The sequence below is a fragment of the Paenibacillus sp. CAU 1782 genome, assembly GCF_054551715.1.
Window position 1 is genome coordinate 519,318 of sequence record NZ_JBTOLL010000001.1, and the last position, 18,028, is coordinate 537,345.

20 protein-coding genes are annotated in these 18,028 nt (G+C 50.8%); all 20 read left to right on the plus strand.

Annotation, left to right across the window (positions count from 1 at the left end; genetic code table 11):
• Position 1 precedes the first annotated feature (1 nt).
• The 20 genes from topA (at position 2) to ACX93W_RS02765 (ending at position 18,024) form a co-directional block, all read left to right on the plus strand.
• Entirely contained in the window at positions 2 to 2,101 is a 2,100-nt protein-coding gene (topA, locus tag ACX93W_RS02670; protein ID WP_459390765.1) for a type I DNA topoisomerase, read from the plus strand.
• 162 nt (positions 2,102 to 2,263) lie between these two features.
• Entirely contained in the window at positions 2,264 to 3,592 is a 1,329-nt protein-coding gene (gene trmFO / locus ACX93W_RS02675; protein ID WP_459390766.1) for an FADH(2)-oxidizing methylenetetrahydrofolate--tRNA-(uracil(54)-C(5))-methyltransferase TrmFO, read from the plus strand.
• Between the two features lie 32 nt (positions 3,593 to 3,624).
• On the plus strand, positions 3,625 to 4,170 hold the full coding sequence (hslV, locus tag ACX93W_RS02680) for an ATP-dependent protease subunit HslV (protein WP_459390767.1): 546 nt from the start codon (positions 3,625 to 3,627) through the stop codon (positions 4,168 to 4,170).
• Positions 4,171 to 4,193: 23 nt separating this feature from the next.
• The gene (gene hslU, locus ACX93W_RS02685; RefSeq protein ID WP_459390768.1) at positions 4,194 to 5,594 is read left to right on the plus strand and encodes an ATP-dependent protease ATPase subunit HslU; all 1,401 of its coding nucleotides are present in this window, start codon (positions 4,194 to 4,196) and stop codon (positions 5,592 to 5,594) included.
• Positions 5,595 to 5,622: 28 nt separating this feature from the next.
• On the plus strand, positions 5,623 to 6,393 hold the full coding sequence (gene codY, locus ACX93W_RS02690; RefSeq protein ID WP_459390769.1) for a GTP-sensing pleiotropic transcriptional regulator CodY: 771 nt from the start codon (positions 5,623 to 5,625) through the stop codon (positions 6,391 to 6,393).
• Between the two features lie 262 nt (positions 6,394 to 6,655).
• Positions 6,656 to 7,069: a flagellar basal body rod protein FlgB gene (flgB, locus tag ACX93W_RS02695; RefSeq protein WP_459390770.1), complete on the plus strand. Its 414-nt coding sequence runs from the start codon at positions 6,656 to 6,658 to the stop codon at positions 7,067 to 7,069.
• Between the two features lie 5 nt (positions 7,070 to 7,074).
• Positions 7,075 to 7,527, plus strand: a complete 453-nt coding sequence (gene flgC / locus ACX93W_RS02700; protein ID WP_459390771.1) for a flagellar basal body rod protein FlgC — start codon at positions 7,075 to 7,077, stop codon at positions 7,525 to 7,527.
• A gap of 27 nt (positions 7,528 to 7,554) precedes the next feature.
• A complete protein-coding gene (fliE, locus tag ACX93W_RS02705; RefSeq protein ID WP_459390772.1) occupies positions 7,555 to 7,860 on the plus strand; it encodes a flagellar hook-basal body complex protein FliE in 306 nt (101 codons plus the stop codon).
• 37 nt (positions 7,861 to 7,897) lie between these two features.
• On the plus strand, positions 7,898 to 9,469 hold the full coding sequence (fliF, locus tag ACX93W_RS02710) for a flagellar basal-body MS-ring/collar protein FliF (RefSeq protein ID WP_459390773.1): 1,572 nt from the start codon (positions 7,898 to 7,900) through the stop codon (positions 9,467 to 9,469).
• Between the two features lie 23 nt (positions 9,470 to 9,492).
• The gene (fliG, locus tag ACX93W_RS02715; protein ID WP_459391994.1) at positions 9,493 to 10,494 is read left to right on the plus strand and encodes a flagellar motor switch protein FliG; all 1,002 of its coding nucleotides are present in this window, start codon (positions 9,493 to 9,495) and stop codon (positions 10,492 to 10,494) included.
• Positions 10,487 to 11,335, plus strand: coding sequence for a FliH/SctL family protein (locus tag ACX93W_RS02720; RefSeq protein WP_459390774.1), 849 nt, complete (start codon positions 10,487 to 10,489; stop codon positions 11,333 to 11,335). Before fliG ends, ACX93W_RS02720 begins: the two co-directional genes overlap by 8 nt.
• A complete protein-coding gene (gene fliI, locus ACX93W_RS02725; RefSeq protein ID WP_459390775.1) occupies positions 11,313 to 12,641 on the plus strand; it encodes a flagellar protein export ATPase FliI in 1,329 nt (442 codons plus the stop codon). The genes ACX93W_RS02720 and fliI overlap by 23 nt, the downstream gene beginning before the upstream one ends.
• A gap of 8 nt (positions 12,642 to 12,649) precedes the next feature.
• On the plus strand, positions 12,650 to 13,096 hold the full coding sequence (gene fliJ / locus ACX93W_RS02730) for a flagellar export protein FliJ (RefSeq protein WP_459390776.1): 447 nt from the start codon (positions 12,650 to 12,652) through the stop codon (positions 13,094 to 13,096).
• A gap of 35 nt (positions 13,097 to 13,131) precedes the next feature.
• Complete coding sequence (locus tag ACX93W_RS02735) at positions 13,132 to 14,040, plus strand: MotE family protein (RefSeq protein ID WP_459390777.1); 909 nt, start codon at positions 13,132 to 13,134, stop codon at positions 14,038 to 14,040.
• Positions 14,041 to 14,086: 46 nt separating this feature from the next.
• Positions 14,087 to 15,454 carry a flagellar hook-length control protein FliK gene (locus ACX93W_RS02740; protein WP_459390778.1) on the plus strand — a complete coding sequence of 456 codons (1,368 nt, stop codon included), beginning with the start codon at positions 14,087 to 14,089 and terminating at the stop codon, positions 15,452 to 15,454.
• A gap of 37 nt (positions 15,455 to 15,491) precedes the next feature.
• A complete protein-coding gene (locus ACX93W_RS02745; RefSeq protein WP_459390779.1) occupies positions 15,492 to 15,986 on the plus strand; it encodes a flagellar hook capping FlgD N-terminal domain-containing protein in 495 nt (164 codons plus the stop codon).
• Positions 15,983 to 16,372 carry a TIGR02530 family flagellar biosynthesis protein gene (locus ACX93W_RS02750; RefSeq protein ID WP_459390780.1) on the plus strand — a complete coding sequence of 130 codons (390 nt, stop codon included), beginning with the start codon at positions 15,983 to 15,985 and terminating at the stop codon, positions 16,370 to 16,372. The genes ACX93W_RS02745 and ACX93W_RS02750 overlap by 4 nt, the downstream gene beginning before the upstream one ends.
• Before the next feature lie 90 nt (positions 16,373 to 16,462).
• Complete coding sequence (gene flgG, locus ACX93W_RS02755; RefSeq protein ID WP_459390781.1) at positions 16,463 to 17,275, plus strand: flagellar basal body rod protein FlgG; 813 nt, start codon at positions 16,463 to 16,465, stop codon at positions 17,273 to 17,275.
• A 60-nt stretch (positions 17,276 to 17,335) separates the two neighbouring features.
• A complete protein-coding gene (locus ACX93W_RS02760; RefSeq protein ID WP_459390782.1) occupies positions 17,336 to 17,563 on the plus strand; it encodes a flagellar FlbD family protein in 228 nt (75 codons plus the stop codon).
• Positions 17,560 to 18,024 (plus strand): flagellar basal body-associated FliL family protein, encoded by a 465-nt coding sequence (locus tag ACX93W_RS02765; RefSeq protein WP_459390783.1) that lies wholly within the window; start codon positions 17,560 to 17,562, stop codon positions 18,022 to 18,024. The genes ACX93W_RS02760 and ACX93W_RS02765 overlap by 4 nt, the downstream gene beginning before the upstream one ends.
• Positions 18,025 to 18,028: the final 4 nt, after the last annotated feature.

Genomic DNA, 18,028 nt, shown 5'->3' on the forward strand with positions numbered 1-18,028 from the left:
TATGGCAGATTCATTAGTTATCGTAGAATCACCGGCCAAAGCCAAAACCATCGGTAAATATCTGGGTAGCAAATACATTGTGAAAGCGTCAATGGGTCACATTCGAGATTTGCCTAAGAGCCAGATTGGCGTCGAGGTGGAGAAAGACTTTAATCCCAAATATATTACGATTCGCGGAAAAGGCAGTGTCCTGAAGGAATTGAAGGATGCCAGCAAAAAAGTTAAACATGTCTTTCTAGCGGCTGACCCCGATCGCGAAGGGGAAGCGATTGCCTGGCATCTGGCTCATTACCTGGAGTTGAACGAAAAAGAAACCTGCCGGGTCGTATTTAATGAAATAACAAAACAAGCTGTCAAGGACGCGTTCAAGAATCCGCGCCCGATTAATATGGATCTCGTTAACGCCCAACAGGCTCGCCGTATTCTGGACCGCTTGGTGGGATACAAGATCAGTCCGCTGCTTTGGAAAAAGGTGAAAAAAGGCCTGTCCGCCGGACGCGTTCAATCGGTTGCCGTCAAGCTGATCAATGACAGGGAAAATGAAATCGAGGATTTTGTTCCCGAGGAGTATTGGTCCATCACGGCAAAGCTGCAGCATAAAGGGCTGTCGTTTGAATCCAAATATTATTCCATTCGGGGCGAAAAGCGGGAACTGGGCAAGGAAGCCGATGTACAGGAAGTATTGGCGGCTATGAACGGTCTTCCGTTTAAGGTTTCCGAGGTTAAGGAGAAGGAAAGGCTTCGCAATCCTGCACCGCCATTTATTACGAGCTCGTTGCAGCAGGAAGCTGCCCGCAAGCTCGGTTTCCGCGCGTCCAAAACGATGTCCGTCGCCCAGCAGCTGTATGAAGGCGTCGAGCTAGGCAAGGAAGGCACGGTTGGTTTAATCACCTACATGAGAACGGACTCCACCCGTATTTCACCTGTGGCTCAAGAAGAAGCCCAGGCGTATATCACCGAAAAATACGGCGCCGAATTTTGGCCGGAGCAGCCGCGTGTTTATGTGAAGAAGAACAGCAATGCCCAGGATGCGCATGAAGCGATCAGGCCTACTTCCATTCTGCGCGACCCGGAATCCATGAAACCTTTTCTGTCCCGGGATCAATTGCGATTGTATAAGCTTGTATGGGAGCGTTTCACTTCCAGTCAGATGTCATCTGCCATTCTGGATACGATGACCGTCGATTTGCAAGCGGGAGAAACGGTATTCCGCGCTTCCGGCTCCAAGGTCAAGTTCCCCGGCTTTATGAAGGTTTACGTTGAGGGCAACGACGACGGAACGGTAGAAGAACATAAGTTTTTGCCTGCGTTATTGCCTGGCGAGGAAATTACTCCGGAGGCAATCGAGCCTAAGCAGCACTTCACCCAGCCGCCGCCGCGTTATTCGGAGGCGCGTCTGGTTCGTACGCTGGAGGAGCTTGGAATTGGACGCCCGAGCACATACGCCCCAACGCTGGAAACGATCCAGAAGCGCGGTTATGTCGCAATGGAAGAGAAAAAGTTTATGCCGACGGAGCTTGGCGAACTGGTCATTCAACTGATGGAAGAGTTTTTTCCGGAAATTCTGGATGCCGAATTTACAGCCAACATGGAAGGCAATCTTGACCATGTAGAGGAAGGAACCGAGGACTGGGTCAAGGTGCTCGCCAACTTCTACGAATCGTTCCAGAAACGGCTTGAGGTTGCTGAGGACGAGATGAAGGAAATCGAAATCCAGGATGAGGTTTCCGATGAGCTGTGCGAGAAGTGCGGCCGCCATCTGGTTTACAAAATGGGGCGTTTTGGAAAATTCCTGGCTTGCTCCGGCTTTCCGGATTGCCGGAATACAAAGCCGATTGTCAAAGATATCGGCGTGGCGTGCCCGAAATGCAGCGAAGGAAAAATTATCGAACGCCGCAGCAAAAAAGGCCGCATTTTCTATGGCTGCGATCAATATCCGGGCTGTGATTTTGTATCGTGGGATAAGCCGACCGGAAAACCTTGTCCTAAATGCGAAGCCATGTTAGTCGAAAAGCGCAACCGCAGCGGTGCGCGCCTGCAATGTGTGTCCTGCGATTACAGCGAGGAAGTGCTGGATGAGGAGCATGAAGAGCAGGCTTAACATCAACTTATAAAAAGACAGGCCCCGGCTGAATAAGCCGGGCCTGCCTGTCCATGCGGCGTTGTCGCCGTTTTTGCATCCTTGTCTTTATCCGTCAGAATCTTCAAAAAATTAGGTGCGGGCGTGTTTATAAACACGCCTTATCGGAAGGAATGAAGTTTTTTGTCTCAGAAGGTTACCGTTATCGGCGCCGGCCTCGCAGGAAGCGAAGCCGCTTGGCAAATTGCAAGCCTTGGCGTGCCGGTAGTTCTTTATGAAATGCGGCCGGCGAAGCAAACGCCCGCTCATCATACCAACCAGTTTGCAGAGCTTGTTTGCAGCAACAGCTTGCGGGCCAATGGCCTCAGCAATGCTGTCGGCGTTTTGAAGGAAGAAATGCGCCGCTTGAATTCGCTCATTCTGAGCTGTGCGGATCAACATGCCGTACCGGCGGGAGGAGCGCTTGCCGTCGACCGTGACGGCTTCTCCGGCGAAGTGACAAGCCGGTTGCGCAATCATCCCCTCATCGAGGTGCGAAACGAAGAGGTTACTGAAATTCCGCAGGAGGGCATAACGGTCATCGCCACGGGCCCATTAACTGCGCCCGCGCTGTCGGGCGGTATCCGCGAGCTATTGGGAGAAGAGTATTTTTACTTCTACGATGCCGCCGCTCCCATTATCGAAAAAGATTCCATCGACATGGATAAGGTGTACCTCGCTTCGCGCTATGACAAAGGCGAAGCGGCTTATTTGAATTGCCCCATGAACGAAGAGGAGTTTAACGCTTTTTACGAAGCGTTGATCGCGGCGGAAACAGCGGAGCTGAAAGAGTTTGAAAAAGAGATTTATTTTGAAGGCTGCATGCCCATCGAAGTCATGATGCGACGCGGCAAGCAGACGGCGCTGTTTGGGCCGATGAAGCCGGTAGGCCTGATCAACCCGCATACGGGCAAATTGCCGCATGCCGTCATCCAGCTTCGTCAGGACAATGCTGCCGGCACGCTGTACAACATGGTTGGTTTCCAGACCCATCTGAAATGGGGCGAGCAAAAACGCGTCTTTTCTATGATTCCGGGGCTGGAAAACGCCGAATTTGTCCGTTATGGCGTCATGCATCGCAACACGTTTATCAATTCGCCCAAGCTGCTTAAGCCGACATATCAAATGCAGCAGCGCGAAAACCTCTTTTTTGCCGGCCAAATGACGGGTGTAGAAGGTTATGTGGAATCGGCGGCGTCAGGTCTCGTTGCGGGCGTCAATGCTGCGCGCGTAGCCAAAGGCGAGGAACCGCTTGTGCTTCCTGAGATGTCGGCCCTTGGCAGTATGGCGCATTACATTACGACTGCCGATTTCAAGCATTTTCAGCCGATGAATGCCAATTTCGGGCTATTCCCGCCGCTTGAAAAGCGGATCAAAGGCAAAAAAGAAAAGAACGAAGCGATCGCGGCCCGGGCGCTTGATCAGATTGAAGATTTTAAAAAGGAACATTTGACGCATATCGCCGTACAGTAGACTATGAGATCTTGATACAAGGAGGCATCGTCATGGAAATGCAGTTTCATGCCACAACGATTTGTGCTGTTCGTCACAATGGCAAAGGGGCAATTGCTGGCGACGGTCAGGTTACATTTGGCAACAGCATGGTCATGAAGCATCAGGCGAAAAAAGTGCGCAGGCTTTACCGGGGACAAGTGGTTGCCGGATTTGCGGGTTCGGTGGCGGACGCAATTACGCTGTTCGAAAAATTCGAAGCCAAGCTGGAAGAGCATCATGGCAATTTGCAACGGGCTGCGGTGGAATTGGCTAAAGACTGGAGATCCGACCGCATCTTGCGCAAGCTGGAAGCTATGATGCTGGTCATGGATAAGTCGGGCTTGCTGCTGATTTCAGGCAACGGCGAAATTATCGAGCCGGATGACGGGATATTGGCGATTGGTTCCGGCGGGAGCTTTGCCTTATCGGCCGCAAGAGCGTTGAAGCGCCACGCATCTGATATGGAAGCCAAGGACATGGCAAAAGCATCGCTTGAAATCGCGGCGGAAATTTGTGTGTTTACCAATCAAAATATTATTGTCGAAGAAATCGTATAGATGATAGCGGAGGCGATGAAACCATGGGAAAAGATGCGTTGACACCGCGCCAGATCGTCGCGGAGCTGGATAAATACATTGTAGGCCAAAAGGATGCCAAACGCTCGGTTGCGGTTGCGTTGCGCAATCGGTATCGCAGGAGCAAGCTGGACGAATCCATCCGGGACGAAATCGTGCCCAAAAACATTTTGATGATCGGCCCGACTGGCGTCGGCAAAACAGAAATCGCCCGCAGGCTGGCGAAGCTGGTAAAAGCGCCGTTCGTAAAGCTGGAGGCAACCAAGTTTACCGAGGTTGGTTATGTCGGCCGCGATGTGGAATCCATGATCCGCGACCTGGTGGAGACTGCGATCCGAATGGTCAAGTCCGAAAAGACGGAAGGCGTCAAGGACAAGGCGGAGAAGCTGGCGAACGAAAGAATCGTAACGCTGCTTGCTCCTTCGGCGGCCAAACCAAAATCCGCAAAAAATCCGTTTGAAATGCTGTTTGGCGGCTCCAATGAGGAAAAGCCGGAGGAAGCTGACAAGGAAGGCGATCAGTCGCTGCAGGCGCGTCGCGCGCAAATCAGGGAACAACTCGCGGAAGGCAAGCTGGAAAACGAAGTGATCGAAATCGAGGTGGAGGACACCTCTCCAAGCATGCTGGATATGCTGTCGGGCCAAGGTCCCGAAGGCATGGGCATGAATATGCAAGAAATGTTAGGCCAACTGATGCCAAAGAAGCCGAAGAAACGGAAGCTTCCGGTCAAGGAAGCCCGCAAAGCGCTTACACAGGAAGAAGCCAACAAGCTGATCGATATGGATGACGTTATCTCGGAATCCATCACGAGAGCGGAGCAGAGCGGCATCATCTTTATCGACGAAATCGACAAAATCGCCAGTCCGTCGAGAGGCTCCGGCCCCGATGTTTCCCGCGAGGGCGTTCAGCGTGATATTTTGCCGATTGTGGAAGGTTCAACGGTCATGACCAAATATGGATCAGTCAAGACAGATTATATTCTGTTCATTGCAGCCGGAGCGTTCCATATCGCGAAACCTTCCGATCTTATTCCGGAGCTTCAGGGTCGCTTTCCGATTCGGGTGGAGCTTACAAGCCTTAGCCTGGATGATTTCGTCAGCATTTTGACAGAGCCGAAAAATGCGCTGACCAAGCAATATACCGCGCTTCTGCAAACCGAAGGCATCGAGGTTCAATTTTCCGCGGAAGCGATTCACGAGCTGGCATCCATCGCCGCCGACGTAAACCGCAATATGGAAAATATCGGAGCCAGAAGATTGCATACGATTCTGGAGAAGCTGCTGGAGGACCTGTCCTTTGAAGCGCCGGAGCTGTCGCTGGAGAGCATGATCATTACGCCGGAATACGTACGCGAAAAACTGGGAGGCATCTCCAAGGATCGCGATTTAAGTCAATATATTTTGTAAGGGTTACAGTCTGGGAGGACAATAGGAAATGAGCTTATTGAACAAAACAAGAACGCTGAACCGGCTGCTGCAACGCGCAGCCGGCAAAGCGCTTAACTTCCGCGAAATGGCGGAGGTGCTGTGTACGACAATTCAAAGCAATGTGTTTGTGGTCAGCCGCAAGGGGAAAATTTTGGGCTGCGCGGCCATCGACGTGTATGACCATGACTTTTTGCGCTCGCTTGGAGCGGACGAGCTTAGATTTTCCGCATCAGCCAACGATCGTTTTCTTGATGCGGGGGAACCGTTGACAAACGTGAAGCCGGATGTTGGCATAGCAGAAGCTTTTCCGCGTCTTGGCGACGGTGAGATTATGACGATTGTCCCTATTGTAGGCGGCGGCGATCGTTTGGGCACGCTGATTCTAACGCGTCCTTCCGGCGAATTCGATGAGGATGATCTTGTGTTAGCCGAATACGGGTCAACTATCGTGGGCATGGAAATACTTCGCGAGCGCGCGGAGGAGATTGAACAGGAAGTACGGAGCCGCGCTGTGGTTTCCGTTGCCGTTGGTTCCCTATCTTTCAGCGAGCTGGAAGCGGTGGAGCATATCTTCGAAGAGCTGGACGGCAAGGAAGGATTGCTTGTGGCATCCAAAATCGCGGACAGAGTTGGCATCACGCGTTCGGTTATCGTTAACGCCTTGCGCAAGCTGGAAAGCGCGGGCGTCATCGAAACCCGTTCCCTCGGCATGAAAGGGACGTATATCCGTATTCTGAATCAGCAGCTGCAGCAGGAGCTTCAAAAAATGAAAGCCTAGCAGGAAACAATGCGCTCCATTCAGCGTATTTTAAGCTTCAATTATAATTTCGTGGTCGAAAAGCCCCATCTTGTTTTTAAAAGATGGGGCTTTTTTCTCATTGTAATAAATTAGGAAATTAGTGAAGATAATCGTGTCAGCGAAAATCGACAAAGTAATCTCATTTTTTTAATAAAAATCTGTCGAACGAGGAAGGAATGAGCAATAATCTGTTGAATACCTTATGTCAAAGAGATTTTCATAGCGAAAGTGGTGATCAAACATGAATCTGCTAAACGGCGCATCGTTTCAGCGGATGGAGGCGGCTGTCTATGCAGCAGAAATGAGACAACGCGTCATCTCGAACAATGTGGCCAATGCCGAAACACCGCATTTTAAACGCTCAGAAGTCGTCTTTGAGCAACTTTTGGAGCAGGCAATGGGAACCGGGTCGACCAAGCTGTCGGGTCGAAGGACTGATATCAGGCATATTCCTATTGGGTCCTCGGCATCTAAATTACCTGAAGCCCAGGTCATAACCGACACGTCAACCACGATGAACAATAATCAAAACAATGTCGACAGTGACAGGGAAATGGCCCTTTTGGCCAAGAACCAGCTTAGCTACAATTTCTACATTCAGCAAATCAATCATGATCTGAAAATGATTCGTACTGCTATCGAGGGAAGGGGGTAGCCTGAATGAAGATTTCAACAGGTTTTGACATCAGTGCTTCGGCCCTAACAGCACAACGGCTGAGAATGGATGTTATTTCGTCAAATATTGCCAACGCAGAATCGACTAGAGGAAGTTATGTCAACGGTCAATTTCAACCTTACAAGCGCAAAATGGTCGTGCTTGAGCCGCTGCAACAATCCTTTTCATCTCTGCTAAACGCGCAGCTTGGCCGTAAGGAATCCGCGCAGGGCGTGAGAGTCGCCCAAATTAAGGAGGATCAAACACCAAGCAAATTAGTTTATAACCCCACCCACCCCGATGCAGACGCTAACGGCTATGTGAATATGCCAAACGTCGATGTCGCCAAGGAAATGGTTGACATGATTGCGGCATCACGCGCATACGAAGCTAACATTACAGCTTTGAATGCGACAAAAACGATGTTCGTAAAGGCGCTTGAAATCGGTAAGAGGTAGTAGTCTAACACGATCAGGAGGGAAGAGATGATTGATTCGGTAACGCTGGGCCAGACGGCGCAGGTCAGGCTGAATGAGCTGGGACAAGCTCAGAAGGCGACGCCTGCCGAAATGACGGAGTCATTCGGGAATATGCTGCAGCAGGCCATCAACAATGTGAGCGCACAAGAAAAAAACGTACATAAGCTCAACGATCAATATTTAGTCGGCCAGGTAGATGTAACGAAAGTGCTGATTGCCGCTGAACAGGCTCAGCTCAGTTTGCAGTTTACCTCACAAGTTCGCAACAAAGTAGTGGAAGCCTATCAGGAAATGATGCGGATGCAGCTTTAGGATATGTATCAGCATAGTAATTGGGTGAGGTGACAACGTGAACGAGAAAATCGCCCAATATCGCGGCAGACTTTCGCAATTCTGGAGCCAGATGGGCAGAAAACAAAAAATATGGCTGGGCGCGTCGCTGGCTGGATTGGTGGTTGCAATCACATTGCTGACCATCGTATTCACCCGCACCGAATACGAGTTGGCTTTTCAAAACCTTGATTCGACGGACGCACAAGCGGTCATGACTTATTTGGATGGTCAAGGGATTCCGTACCAGTTGTCCGAAAGCGGGGCAAGCATCTATGTGCCTAGTAAAATGGTTGCCAAAACCCAAATAGCGGTCGGCTCTCAGGGCATGGTGCAGAACGGCTCGATTGGTTTTGAAATTTTCAGCGCCAATTCCTCCCAATTGGGAACAACGGAGAATGAATTTAACGTTATCAAACAAAGCGCTTTTAACGGCGAGGTTCAAAAGCTTCTAAACGGCCTTCAAGGCGTTCAAAGCACCAAGGTGCTGATCAGTTCTCCGGAGGCAAGCGTATTTCTGACGCCAGCGGATTCGGAAAAACCTACGGCGGCGATCGTGATGCAATTCACGCCCGGCTACCGTCCAACCCAGCAAGCAATTGACGGCTATTACAATCTAGTAAAAGCCACCGTTACGGATCTGGAGATTGAGGACATTACCATTTCCAGTCCGCAAGGCGAATTGACGCCGTCTATGACTGGCAATGCGGCGGCTGGAAGCGCGGATTTGGTAGAAACACAGTTCCAGATTCAGCGTAAATACGAAGCCGAGCTGAAAAAGAATATCCAGCAATTTCTAGGGCCGATTGTCGGTACGGAAAACCTGGTGGTCAGCGTATCCAGCAGCATGAACTTCGACAAGAAGGTCAGCAACGAAAATCTGGTGCGGCCGCTTGAAAATAATAACAACAACGGCATTATTGTGAGCGAAGAAATCAATAGCTCCACATCTACCGGCGCAACGACTCCCGCAGGCGGTGTAGCTGGTACTGGCGAAACCGATGTTCCTGGTTATGAAGCATCATCGCAAGGAAGCAGTTCTTCGGAAACGAATTCGCAAATTCGTAATTACGAGGTTGACCGGATTAACAGCAGCATAGAATCGGGGCCTTTTGTTGTGAAGGATTTGTCCATCAGCATCGGTATTGAAGAAACGGTGCTGCCGGATGAGGATAGCCGGACGCCAATTATGAATTATTTGACGACACTGGTGCGTGCCCAATTGGCTGATTCTGGTCAGGATATTAATAATGACGCTGTAATGACCAGAAAAGTTTCGCTGATTGCAAGAAATTTTGCGGAAAGCCAAACTGCCGCAGGCACTGGCGGAATTTCGCTTCCTTGGGCAATCGGACTTGGCGTTGCCGCTCTGGCTATAATCGGCGGACTTGTCTACTTCCTGTCACGGAGAAGAAAACAAGAGGTTGTCGAAGAAGTCGAAATGGCTGCTCCGTCCAAAGTGGAATATCCTACGCTTGATTTGGACAATGTGACCAACGATAATCAAGCTCGCAAAAATCTGGAAACACTTGCCAAACGCAAGCCTGACGAATTTGTCAATCTTCTTCGCACATGGCTTGTGGATGAATAGAGGTGTTGTAATTGTCCAAAAGCATGCAAGGACTAACAGGGCGCCAGAAAGCAGCCATCTTGTTGATTACATTGGGACCTGAAGTGTCCGCGCAAATTTTCAAGCATCTGCGGGAAGAAGAAATCGAGCAGCTTACGCTTGAAATTGCCAATGTGCGCAAGGTGGACAGCCTGGACCGGGAAACGATACTGAGCGAGTTTCATCAAATTTGTCTCGCGCAGGAGTATATATCGCAAGGCGGCATTACTTATGCCAAAGATATTTTGGAAAAAGCGCTTGGCGAAACAAAAGCGATGGAAGTTATCAATCGCTTGACTGCCACGCTTCAGGTAAGGCCGTTTGATTTTGCCAGAAAGGCAGAGCCGGCGCAAATCCTGAACTTTATCCAAAACGAAAATTCGCAGACGATTGCACTCGTATTATCTTATCTGCAATCGGATCAATCCGCGCAAATTCTGTCGTCGCTTCCGCAGGAAAAGCAAGCGGACGTTGCTCGCAGAATTGCGTTGATGGACAGCACATCGCCGGAAGTCATCGCTCAAGTAGAGCGGGTGTTGGAGCAAAAGCTGTCTGCAACGGTTACACAGGACTACACCAATGCTGGCGGCATCGATTCTATCGTTCAGATTCTGAATGGCGTTGACCGCGGTACAGAACGGACTATTCTGGACTCGTTGGAAATCCAGGACCCGGAGCTGGCCGAAGAGATCAAAAAGCGGATGTTCGTGTTCGAGGATATCGTCAATATCGACAACCGTTCCATTCAACGGATTATCCGCGACATCGAAAACGCCGATCTGCAGCTTGCCCTCAAAGTGGCGAGCGAAGAAGTGCGCGAAGCCATTTTCCGCAACATGTCCAAACGTATGGCGGAAACGTTCAAAGAAGAAATGGAATTTATGGGCCCCGTCAGGCTGCGTGACGTTGAAGAAGCGCAGACCCGCATCGTGGCTACAATCCGCCGTTTAGAAGAATCGGGCGAAATTATTATCGCACGCGGCGGAGGAGATGATATCATTGTCTAATTTGATCAAATCCTCCAGCGTGATTTCCTTGGACCAGCTCAAACGGCTGCAGAGCGCAAGTCATCATCGCGAAATCACACCTTCTTACTCGGAAGAGGACGGTTTGCTGGCTGAGCCCCAACCTGATGAAGAAACAATTTCGCTGCGGGACCAGATCCTCGCAGACGCGCAGGCTTTTGCGGATGAGAGGTTGCAGGAAGCTTCTCGGGAATGCGAAAAGATGCTGACCGAAGCATCAGCCCAAATTGATGTTTGGTGGCTTGAAAAACGATCCGAAGACGATGCGGCTTTCGAGCAAGCCAGAACCTCGGGTTACGAGCAAGGTTTCCAGGAAGGCGCCGCCGCTGCTGAAGAAAAGCTGAGACAGCAATGGCAGCAGGATCTGGATGCTGCGTCGGACGCCTTGAGAGGCGCATATGCGATGCGCGAGCAGATTATACAGGAAGCCGAACCATTTCTCGTTGAGCTTAGCTGCGCAATTGCGGAAAAAATCATCGGGCAGCAACTGAGCCATGCGCCTGAGATGGCTTTGGAGCTTATTGTCAAATCCCTGTCTCGTCGCAGGGAACAAGGCGTTATCACGCTTTGTGTTTCGCCTCAGCAGCTTCCATTTGTCCAGGCGGCAAGAGAAGAGCTGAATATGGCCATTGATTCTCAGGCCGAGCTGCAAATACTGCCCGACTCCACCGTCAAAGACAATGGTTGTGTCATTCGATCGGCATTTGGCAGCATTGACGCGCGAATCGATACCCAGCTTGAGGAAATCAAACGCGAGCTGATCCAATTGGCGCATCAGAGCAATGAGGAGAGAAGTCATAATGCAGACTGGAATCAAGCTTGATTCGTCAAAGTACCTTGAGCATCTCAGGCCGCTTGATCCCGTTCGCGTTAACGGCAAAGTAACCCAGGTTATTGGGCTTACGGTGGAATCGGAAGGCCCGGATGCCAGCATTGGCGATTTGTGCTACATCTATCCATCCAAAAGCGCCAAGCCGTTGAAAGCGGAAGTTGTTGGCTTTAGGGACAACAAAGTTATTCTGATGCCGCTGGGCGATCTGCACGCGATAAGCCCGGGATGCGACGTCGTAGGAACCGGAAAGCCGCTAACTGTTCAGGTAGGCTCGGAATTGCTGGGCAAGGTGCTGGACGGTTTGGGCAATCCGCTTGACGGAAGTTTTCTGCCAAGCCGCATGCAGCATTACTCAACCCATAACGCTCCCAGCAACCCGCTTGGACGCCCTCGAGTGATCCACCCCTTGAGCATTGGGGTGCGCGCTATCGACGGCTTGTTGACTGTCGGGCAAGGCCAGCGGGTTGGTATCTTCGCCGGTTCCGGCGTTGGTAAAAGCACGTTGTTGGGCATGATCGCCCGTAATACATCTGCTGATGTCAACGTCATTGCGCTGATCGGCGAACGGGGCCGCGAAGTTTTGGAGTTTGTGGAAAAGGATCTTGGTCCCGAAGGGCTTGCGCGTTCGGTTGTTATCGTTGCAACCTCCGACCAGCCGGCTCTCATTCGGATGAAGGGCGCTTTGATCGCAACTACGATAGCCGAATATTTTCGGGATCGCGGTCTAAATGTCATGTTGATGATGGATTCCGTTACCCGTTATGCGATGGCGCTGCGCGAAGTAGGTCTCGCTATCGGCGAGCCGCCGGCAACCAGAGGTTACACGCCGTCCGTATTTGCCGCCTTGCCCAAGCTTTTGGAGCGGGCGGGAACCGGGGGAGCCGGCTCCATAACCGCATTTTATACGGTGCTGGTTGATGGCGACGATATGAATGAGCCGATCGCGGACGCCGTGCGCGGCATTCTGGACGGGCATATCGTATTGAGCCGCCACTTGGCGCACAAGGGACATTTTCCGGCTATCGACGTTTTGGCTTCGGTCAGCCGTGTTATGAAAGAAATTGTTACGGACGAGCAGCAGGATGCAGCCAATGAACTGAAACGCTTGCTCTCTATTTATAAGGATTCGGAAGATCTGATCAATATTGGGGCGTATCAGCAAGGCTCCAACAAAGAAATTGATCTGGCGCTTCAGTTTATTGACGACATTCATGCCTTTACTAAACAAAAGACGAATGAAAAAGTGACGCTGAGCGAAACACAAGAGTCTTTGATTAATCAATTTCACAGGAGTTGAACGCTGCGGTGGCATCCTTCCATTATTCCTTTCAAAAGGTCGTGGACCTTAAGGCAAGCCAGAAAACACAAGCGGAATGGGTGCTCTCGGGAGCGCTGGGCGAACTGTCGACACAGGAGCAGAGCCTCCACCAGCTTCGGCAAAGCCAGGCAGAGTGGGAAGAAAGGCTGCAGCAGGCCACGACGCAGGCGGTTCCCTTATCGGAACTGCTTGTAGTCGGTCAATACCTGGACCACTTGCAAGCCTGCATCGAACGCAAGCTGCAAGATGTGCGTCAGGCCCAGAAGGCGGTAGAGCAGTGCCGCGGCAAACTGGCTGATAAGATGAAGGACGAAAAGGTGTGGCTCAAAGCCAAGGATCGCGCCTGGGAACGTTTCCGTCATGCCTTGCAAATCAAGGAGCAAAATGAGCTGGATGAAATGGCAACGGTTCGTTTCATCATGCCGTCACCGTAAAAGGCTGCAACGCCGGCAAGAGGGAGTGAGCGAAATTGGCTGACACAAATGAGGAAACTCAGAAATACAACGGTTTTGAACGATTTATGTTTTTGATGATACCGGTACTTGTGGTTGTCGTATTGCTAGGCGTCATGCTGTATGTGATGGACAACGATTTCCGCAATCGGACGCTGGAGATCGGTCAGAACATTCCCGTTCTCAAAAACGTGCTTCCTAAGCCTGAGTCAATGGGCAGCACTACCACGGATGACGCAACTGTCCGTTCGGTGAAATTGAATGAAAAGATCGATGAGTTGGAAACGGAGCTGCTGACGCTGAAAAGCGAACTAGCCGCCGCCAACCAATCCAAGGAAGCCCAGGAAGAGTCGATCAAGGATTTGCAGGACGAAAATGCCCAGCTTAAGCTGGCAAACGAAGAAAGTCTGCTGGAGGATGAGCAGTACACATCCAAAATCGCCGAACTTGCCAGCATGTTCACCAAGATGACGCCGAGCAAGGCGGCTCCGATTATACAAAACATGACCGTTGATGAAATGGTTCTGCTATTTTCTTCAATGAGGGCCGACGACCGAGTGCGCATCCTGGAAAAAATGGACGCCAGGGTTGCCGCAGAAGCAACTGTGAAGATGAAAGACGCCGTTAAGGCAAAGGATCTTCAAATTGCCGCGCTGCAATCCAGACTGGACGAGGCGACTCAGCCGACGGAAACAATCGTTTCTTCCACTTTGGATCAGGATCAACTGAGCGCAACCTTTGGAGCTATGAACGCGGCCAGCGCAGGAGAGCTTTTGATCAAAATGATCGAAGTTAGCCCTAGCAAAGTAATGAGAATTTTAAACTCGGTTAGCGATACCGCGCGCTCTTCCATTTTGAGCGAAATGTCGAAAATCGACCAGGCGGCAACTGCCAATATGATGTCCAGACTGATGTCCGGATCTTAGGTTATCGTTCAGTGGTAGCAGATCAGAAGGGAGGTGAAAAACACTAATGGATATATTGGTGGCAGGCACAAATGTCTCTCCATCTTCTGGCGGCACATCGCCGGTAGCAAGCGTGAAGCCGACAGCTGGCGCGGAAGGCGCGGCAGGTTTTCAAACGGTGCTTGTGAAGCAAATGGGCGGACAGGCAGAGGCTCAAGAGCAAAACTCGGCTCCGGTTGCTTTGGTAGGGTCAGTATCCGCTCAATCTCAGGATGGCTCGTCATTGACGGAGCTGCCGGAACTGGAACAACTGCTGGCTTTAATGGATTCGCTGATCGATCAGCTGGATGCAAAGCCGGAAGAGGGATCGCCAGAACCCGAATTGAATCAAGAAGAGCTGCTTTCCGCTTTGGAAGGCATGCAAGCTTTGCTGATTCTGCTTGGTCTTCCCGCTGTCCACTTGCAGCAAGCAGCGAATGAAGCAAGCAATGCCGCTGCTTCGGTAGAGGAAGCGGGCTCCGCGACTTTGGCCTTGAAGAGCAATCTTCAAGATGCGCTGTTGCAAATGCAAACAGTGCTACAGCAAGGATCGCAGAAGCAAGTGCAAGGCCAAGAGCCTGTTGCGCTTGTTGCAAAGCAACTGGGAGAACTAGCTGCCTTGTTGAAAGGTGAAGCGTCCCCGGCATCGCAGCAGTCTACGCAGAAGGAAGCCTCGCAGACGCCGGCATGGATCAATTCCGCTTCGATTGCGGCCAAGGATGCATCTTCCTTTCTACAGCGTATGTCCCAGCAAGCTGTCCATCCGTCTATTTTGGCGGCAGCTGTACAAAACGGCGAGTTGGCGACTCAGGCTGATGCCGGTTTGCAGGCACAAGGAGATTTGGTTGCAGCATCGCCGGTATCTTTGCTGGCTCAGCAAACGGTGCGTGAGCATGTACCAATGCCCGCTGCAAGCCAGACCGCCAGCACTTTTGTTCTGGCTGAGGATTTTGCAGAAACAATGCGCGGTATGATTGTCCAGAAATTTGACATCCGAACGATGAACGGAGCTTCAGAAGCGCGTTTAACTCTTTTTCCGGAGCATTTGGGCGGAGTGGATGTGCGAATTTCGATGCAAGGCGGCGTGCTGACAGCTGTTTTCATGACGGATACGGCCCAAGCCAAGGATATGCTTGAAAACCAAATGGCCCAGTTGCGATCGGCGTTGCAGGCTCAAGGCTTAAACGTTGACAAGCTTGAAGTTACTCAAAGCGAATCCGCTTCGGTTCTTCAAGGGCAAAACGGTCAGGAGCAGGGTAATCGCAATCCTTTCCGCAATTCTCAGAATCAGCAGGAGGACGACCGTGTAACGGACAACGCCTTTGAGGCGGAAGTTGCCGAACAGGCTGCAATCCAAGGCCTTGGCTTTGGAAGAAGCATAAATGAAACGGCTTAGCGCATTTCCGATGAGACAGGAACGGGGGTGAACAGTAATGGCCGGCAGTGTATCTACTAATAATGTATGGCCCAACTATCATCAGAACAACGTCCAGAAAGCAGCGGACAAGTCATCATCCAACACGCTTGGGAAGGATCAGTTTTTGTCCATCCTGGTAACGCAGCTGCGCAATCAGGACCCTATGCAGCCAATGCAGGACAGAGAGTTTATCGCACAGATGGCGCAGTTTACTTCTGTGGAGCAGTTGATGAACATGGCGACGGAAATCGGCAAGCTGCGGCAAAGCATCGGCTCTGCTTCCAGCATGATCGGGAAGTGGGTAGAGTGGCAGGAGTACAGTGAGGATGGGCAGATTGTGTCCTTAAATGGCAAAGTCGACTCCATTTTATCCAAGGACGGCGTGTTGTACGCCAAAATCGGCGACAGCCAGGTAGCATTGGATTACCTGATTTCCATTTCCGAAGATCAGCCTGGACAAGGCTCGGGCTCGGAATCGGCTGAAGAGGACGGCGAGGTGGAGACAGCATGAGCGACAGCATGAAGGTCGGACATCTATTTCCTCTAAGTCCATCGCCTTTGCAGGTTGACAAAAGCTATCAAAAAACGCAAGCCGAGGTCAAACGGCAAGGCGGCGAATTTCATGACCTGCTGCAATCCAAAGTGCTCAAATTCAGCCACCATGCCGAAATGAGAATGGAGCAGCGCGGCATTAAGCTAAAGCCGGAGTCGCTGTCCCAAATTATGAAGGCAGTGGATGATGCGGCATCCAAGGGCGCTCGCGATTCTCTTATTGTTTATAAGGATATCGCCATGATTGTTAACGTGCCAAGCCGCACCGTTGTAACGGCAATGGATGAAAGCGGCATGCGAAGCAACGTGTTTACCCAGATCGACAGCGCAATTATTTTAAAATAAGGCTGGACCATTCAGGAGGCCTGCGGCTGCGGACCGACAGATGCAGCCGCATTTGCGAACTAATTACCCCATATTGGAGGAATTGAAACCATGTTGAGATCAATGTATTCAGGCGTTTCCGGCATGAGAGGGTTTCAAACCAAACTTGACGTAATCGGCAACAACATTGCCAACGTCAACACGGTCGGCTTCAAAGCCGGAAGGGTTATGTTTCAGGATATTTTGAGCCAAACCGTATCCGGCGTAACGGCGCCTGAAGATGGAGCTCGCGGCGGCGTAAATGCACGCCAAATCGGTCTGGGCGTTTCTATTGGCGCAATCGATACGATTCATACAGCGGGCAGCGCCATGACAACCAATGATGCCAAGGACTTGCGGATTGACGGCGACGGATTTTTTGTTGTATCGGCCGGAGACGGCACAGAGCAATTTTTGACACGCGCCGGCAATTTCACTATTGATGCGGCACGCCAGCTTGTTACTGCGGATGGCATGTTCGTACTTGGCGTCGACGGAGCGCCAATCGTTCTTGACGATACCATTACAGCATTCAGCTTCGGTCAAGACGGCACGATTAACGGGGTAACCGCTGATGGAGCAATGGAAGGCGGACAGCTTGGTATTGTAAAGGTAGTTAACCCTAGCGGTCTTGAAAAAGTCGGCGGCAATTTATATCGGGTGACTGTTAACGCGAATCCGGACGGGGAATTCGAAATCGTTGCGGCTAATGATGCCGACGCCGGAACCGGCTCAGTTATTGCAGGTCAGCTGGAAATGTCCAACGTTGATTTGACGGCGGAGTTTACGGAAATGATCGTAGCGCAGCGCGGATTCCAGGCAAACTCCCGCATCATCAGTACTTCCGATGAAATTCTGCAAGAGGTCGTTAACCTGAAACGTTAATTCTTTTTTTAGCAAGCCGGGAGGCTGGTTCAGCCTCCCTTACATAAAGGGGGCCGCTTAATGATTCCTGTAACGCGTTTGAACGGTACGAAGGTTGTTATCAATGCTCTTTTGATTGAATCGGTTGAAGAGGCCGCAGATACCGTAATCTCGCTCACAACAGGCAACAAGCTTGTGGTTAAGGAAAAGGCCGCCGAAATTGTTTCATTGAGTAGTCAGTACCTGAGCACGATCGGTCTTGTAGGAGCGAACCATAAGTTGGATAGATTGGAGGGTCCGGCATCATGAAAAAAATGCTGCCTTGGTTAGTTTCCATTATTCTCTCGATTGTACTGATCGCCATTGTGGCGGTTATCGCTTATAACAGCTTCTTTGGTGACAAAGACGGCAAAGAAGAAGCGAAACCTGAAGTGAAGGTGGAGACCTTGTCGGCCAAAGAAAGAGTCGAGGTAACGTCTGTTTTAACAGAATACCGCCGGAACTTGAAGGATCAAAATTATGTTGTTATTTTGAGCTTTGCTTTCCAATTGGACAGCAAAAAAACGAAAGAGGAATTTGATCAGATTTTGGATCTCGAAATTAAACCGGTCATCAGCCGGACTTTGGCCGATACGACAGCTAGCGAACTGGAAGGTTCGCAAGGCGAAGACGCGCTGGAAACCAAGCTGCTCAATCTGCTGAATCCCATCCTCCCCAAAGGGAAGATGATCAAGGTTGAAATTACAGATATCATAATTACGGAACTGTAACGCC

Coding starts and splice junctions, on each gene's coding strand:
- ACX93W_RS02745 (WP_459390779.1), top strand. CDS start 15,492: ATGGCCGGCAGTGTATCTACTAATAATGTATGGCCCAACTATCATCAG.
- flgB (WP_459390770.1), top strand. CDS start 6,656: ATGAATCTGCTAAACGGCGCATCGTTTCAGCGGATGGAGGCGGCTGTC.
- hslV (WP_459390767.1), top strand. CDS start 3,625: ATGGAAATGCAGTTTCATGCCACAACGATTTGTGCTGTTCGTCACAAT.
- topA (WP_459390765.1), top strand. CDS start 2: ATGGCAGATTCATTAGTTATCGTAGAATCACCGGCCAAAGCCAAAACC.
- ACX93W_RS02765 (WP_459390783.1), top strand. CDS start 17,560: ATGAAAAAAATGCTGCCTTGGTTAGTTTCCATTATTCTCTCGATTGTA.
- ACX93W_RS02750 (WP_459390780.1), top strand. CDS start 15,983: ATGAGCGACAGCATGAAGGTCGGACATCTATTTCCTCTAAGTCCATCG.
- flgG (WP_459390781.1), top strand. CDS start 16,463: ATGTTGAGATCAATGTATTCAGGCGTTTCCGGCATGAGAGGGTTTCAA.
- flgC (WP_459390771.1), top strand. CDS start 7,075: ATGAAGATTTCAACAGGTTTTGACATCAGTGCTTCGGCCCTAACAGCA.
- codY (WP_459390769.1), top strand. CDS start 5,623: ATGAGCTTATTGAACAAAACAAGAACGCTGAACCGGCTGCTGCAACGC.
- fliI (WP_459390775.1), top strand. CDS start 11,313: ATGCAGACTGGAATCAAGCTTGATTCGTCAAAGTACCTTGAGCATCTC.
- fliE (WP_459390772.1), top strand. CDS start 7,555: ATGATTGATTCGGTAACGCTGGGCCAGACGGCGCAGGTCAGGCTGAAT.
- hslU (WP_459390768.1), top strand. CDS start 4,194: ATGGGAAAAGATGCGTTGACACCGCGCCAGATCGTCGCGGAGCTGGAT.
- fliG (WP_459391994.1), top strand. CDS start 9,493: ATGCAAGGACTAACAGGGCGCCAGAAAGCAGCCATCTTGTTGATTACA.
- ACX93W_RS02760 (WP_459390782.1), top strand. CDS start 17,336: ATGATTCCTGTAACGCGTTTGAACGGTACGAAGGTTGTTATCAATGCT.
- ACX93W_RS02740 (WP_459390778.1), top strand. CDS start 14,087: ATGGATATATTGGTGGCAGGCACAAATGTCTCTCCATCTTCTGGCGGC.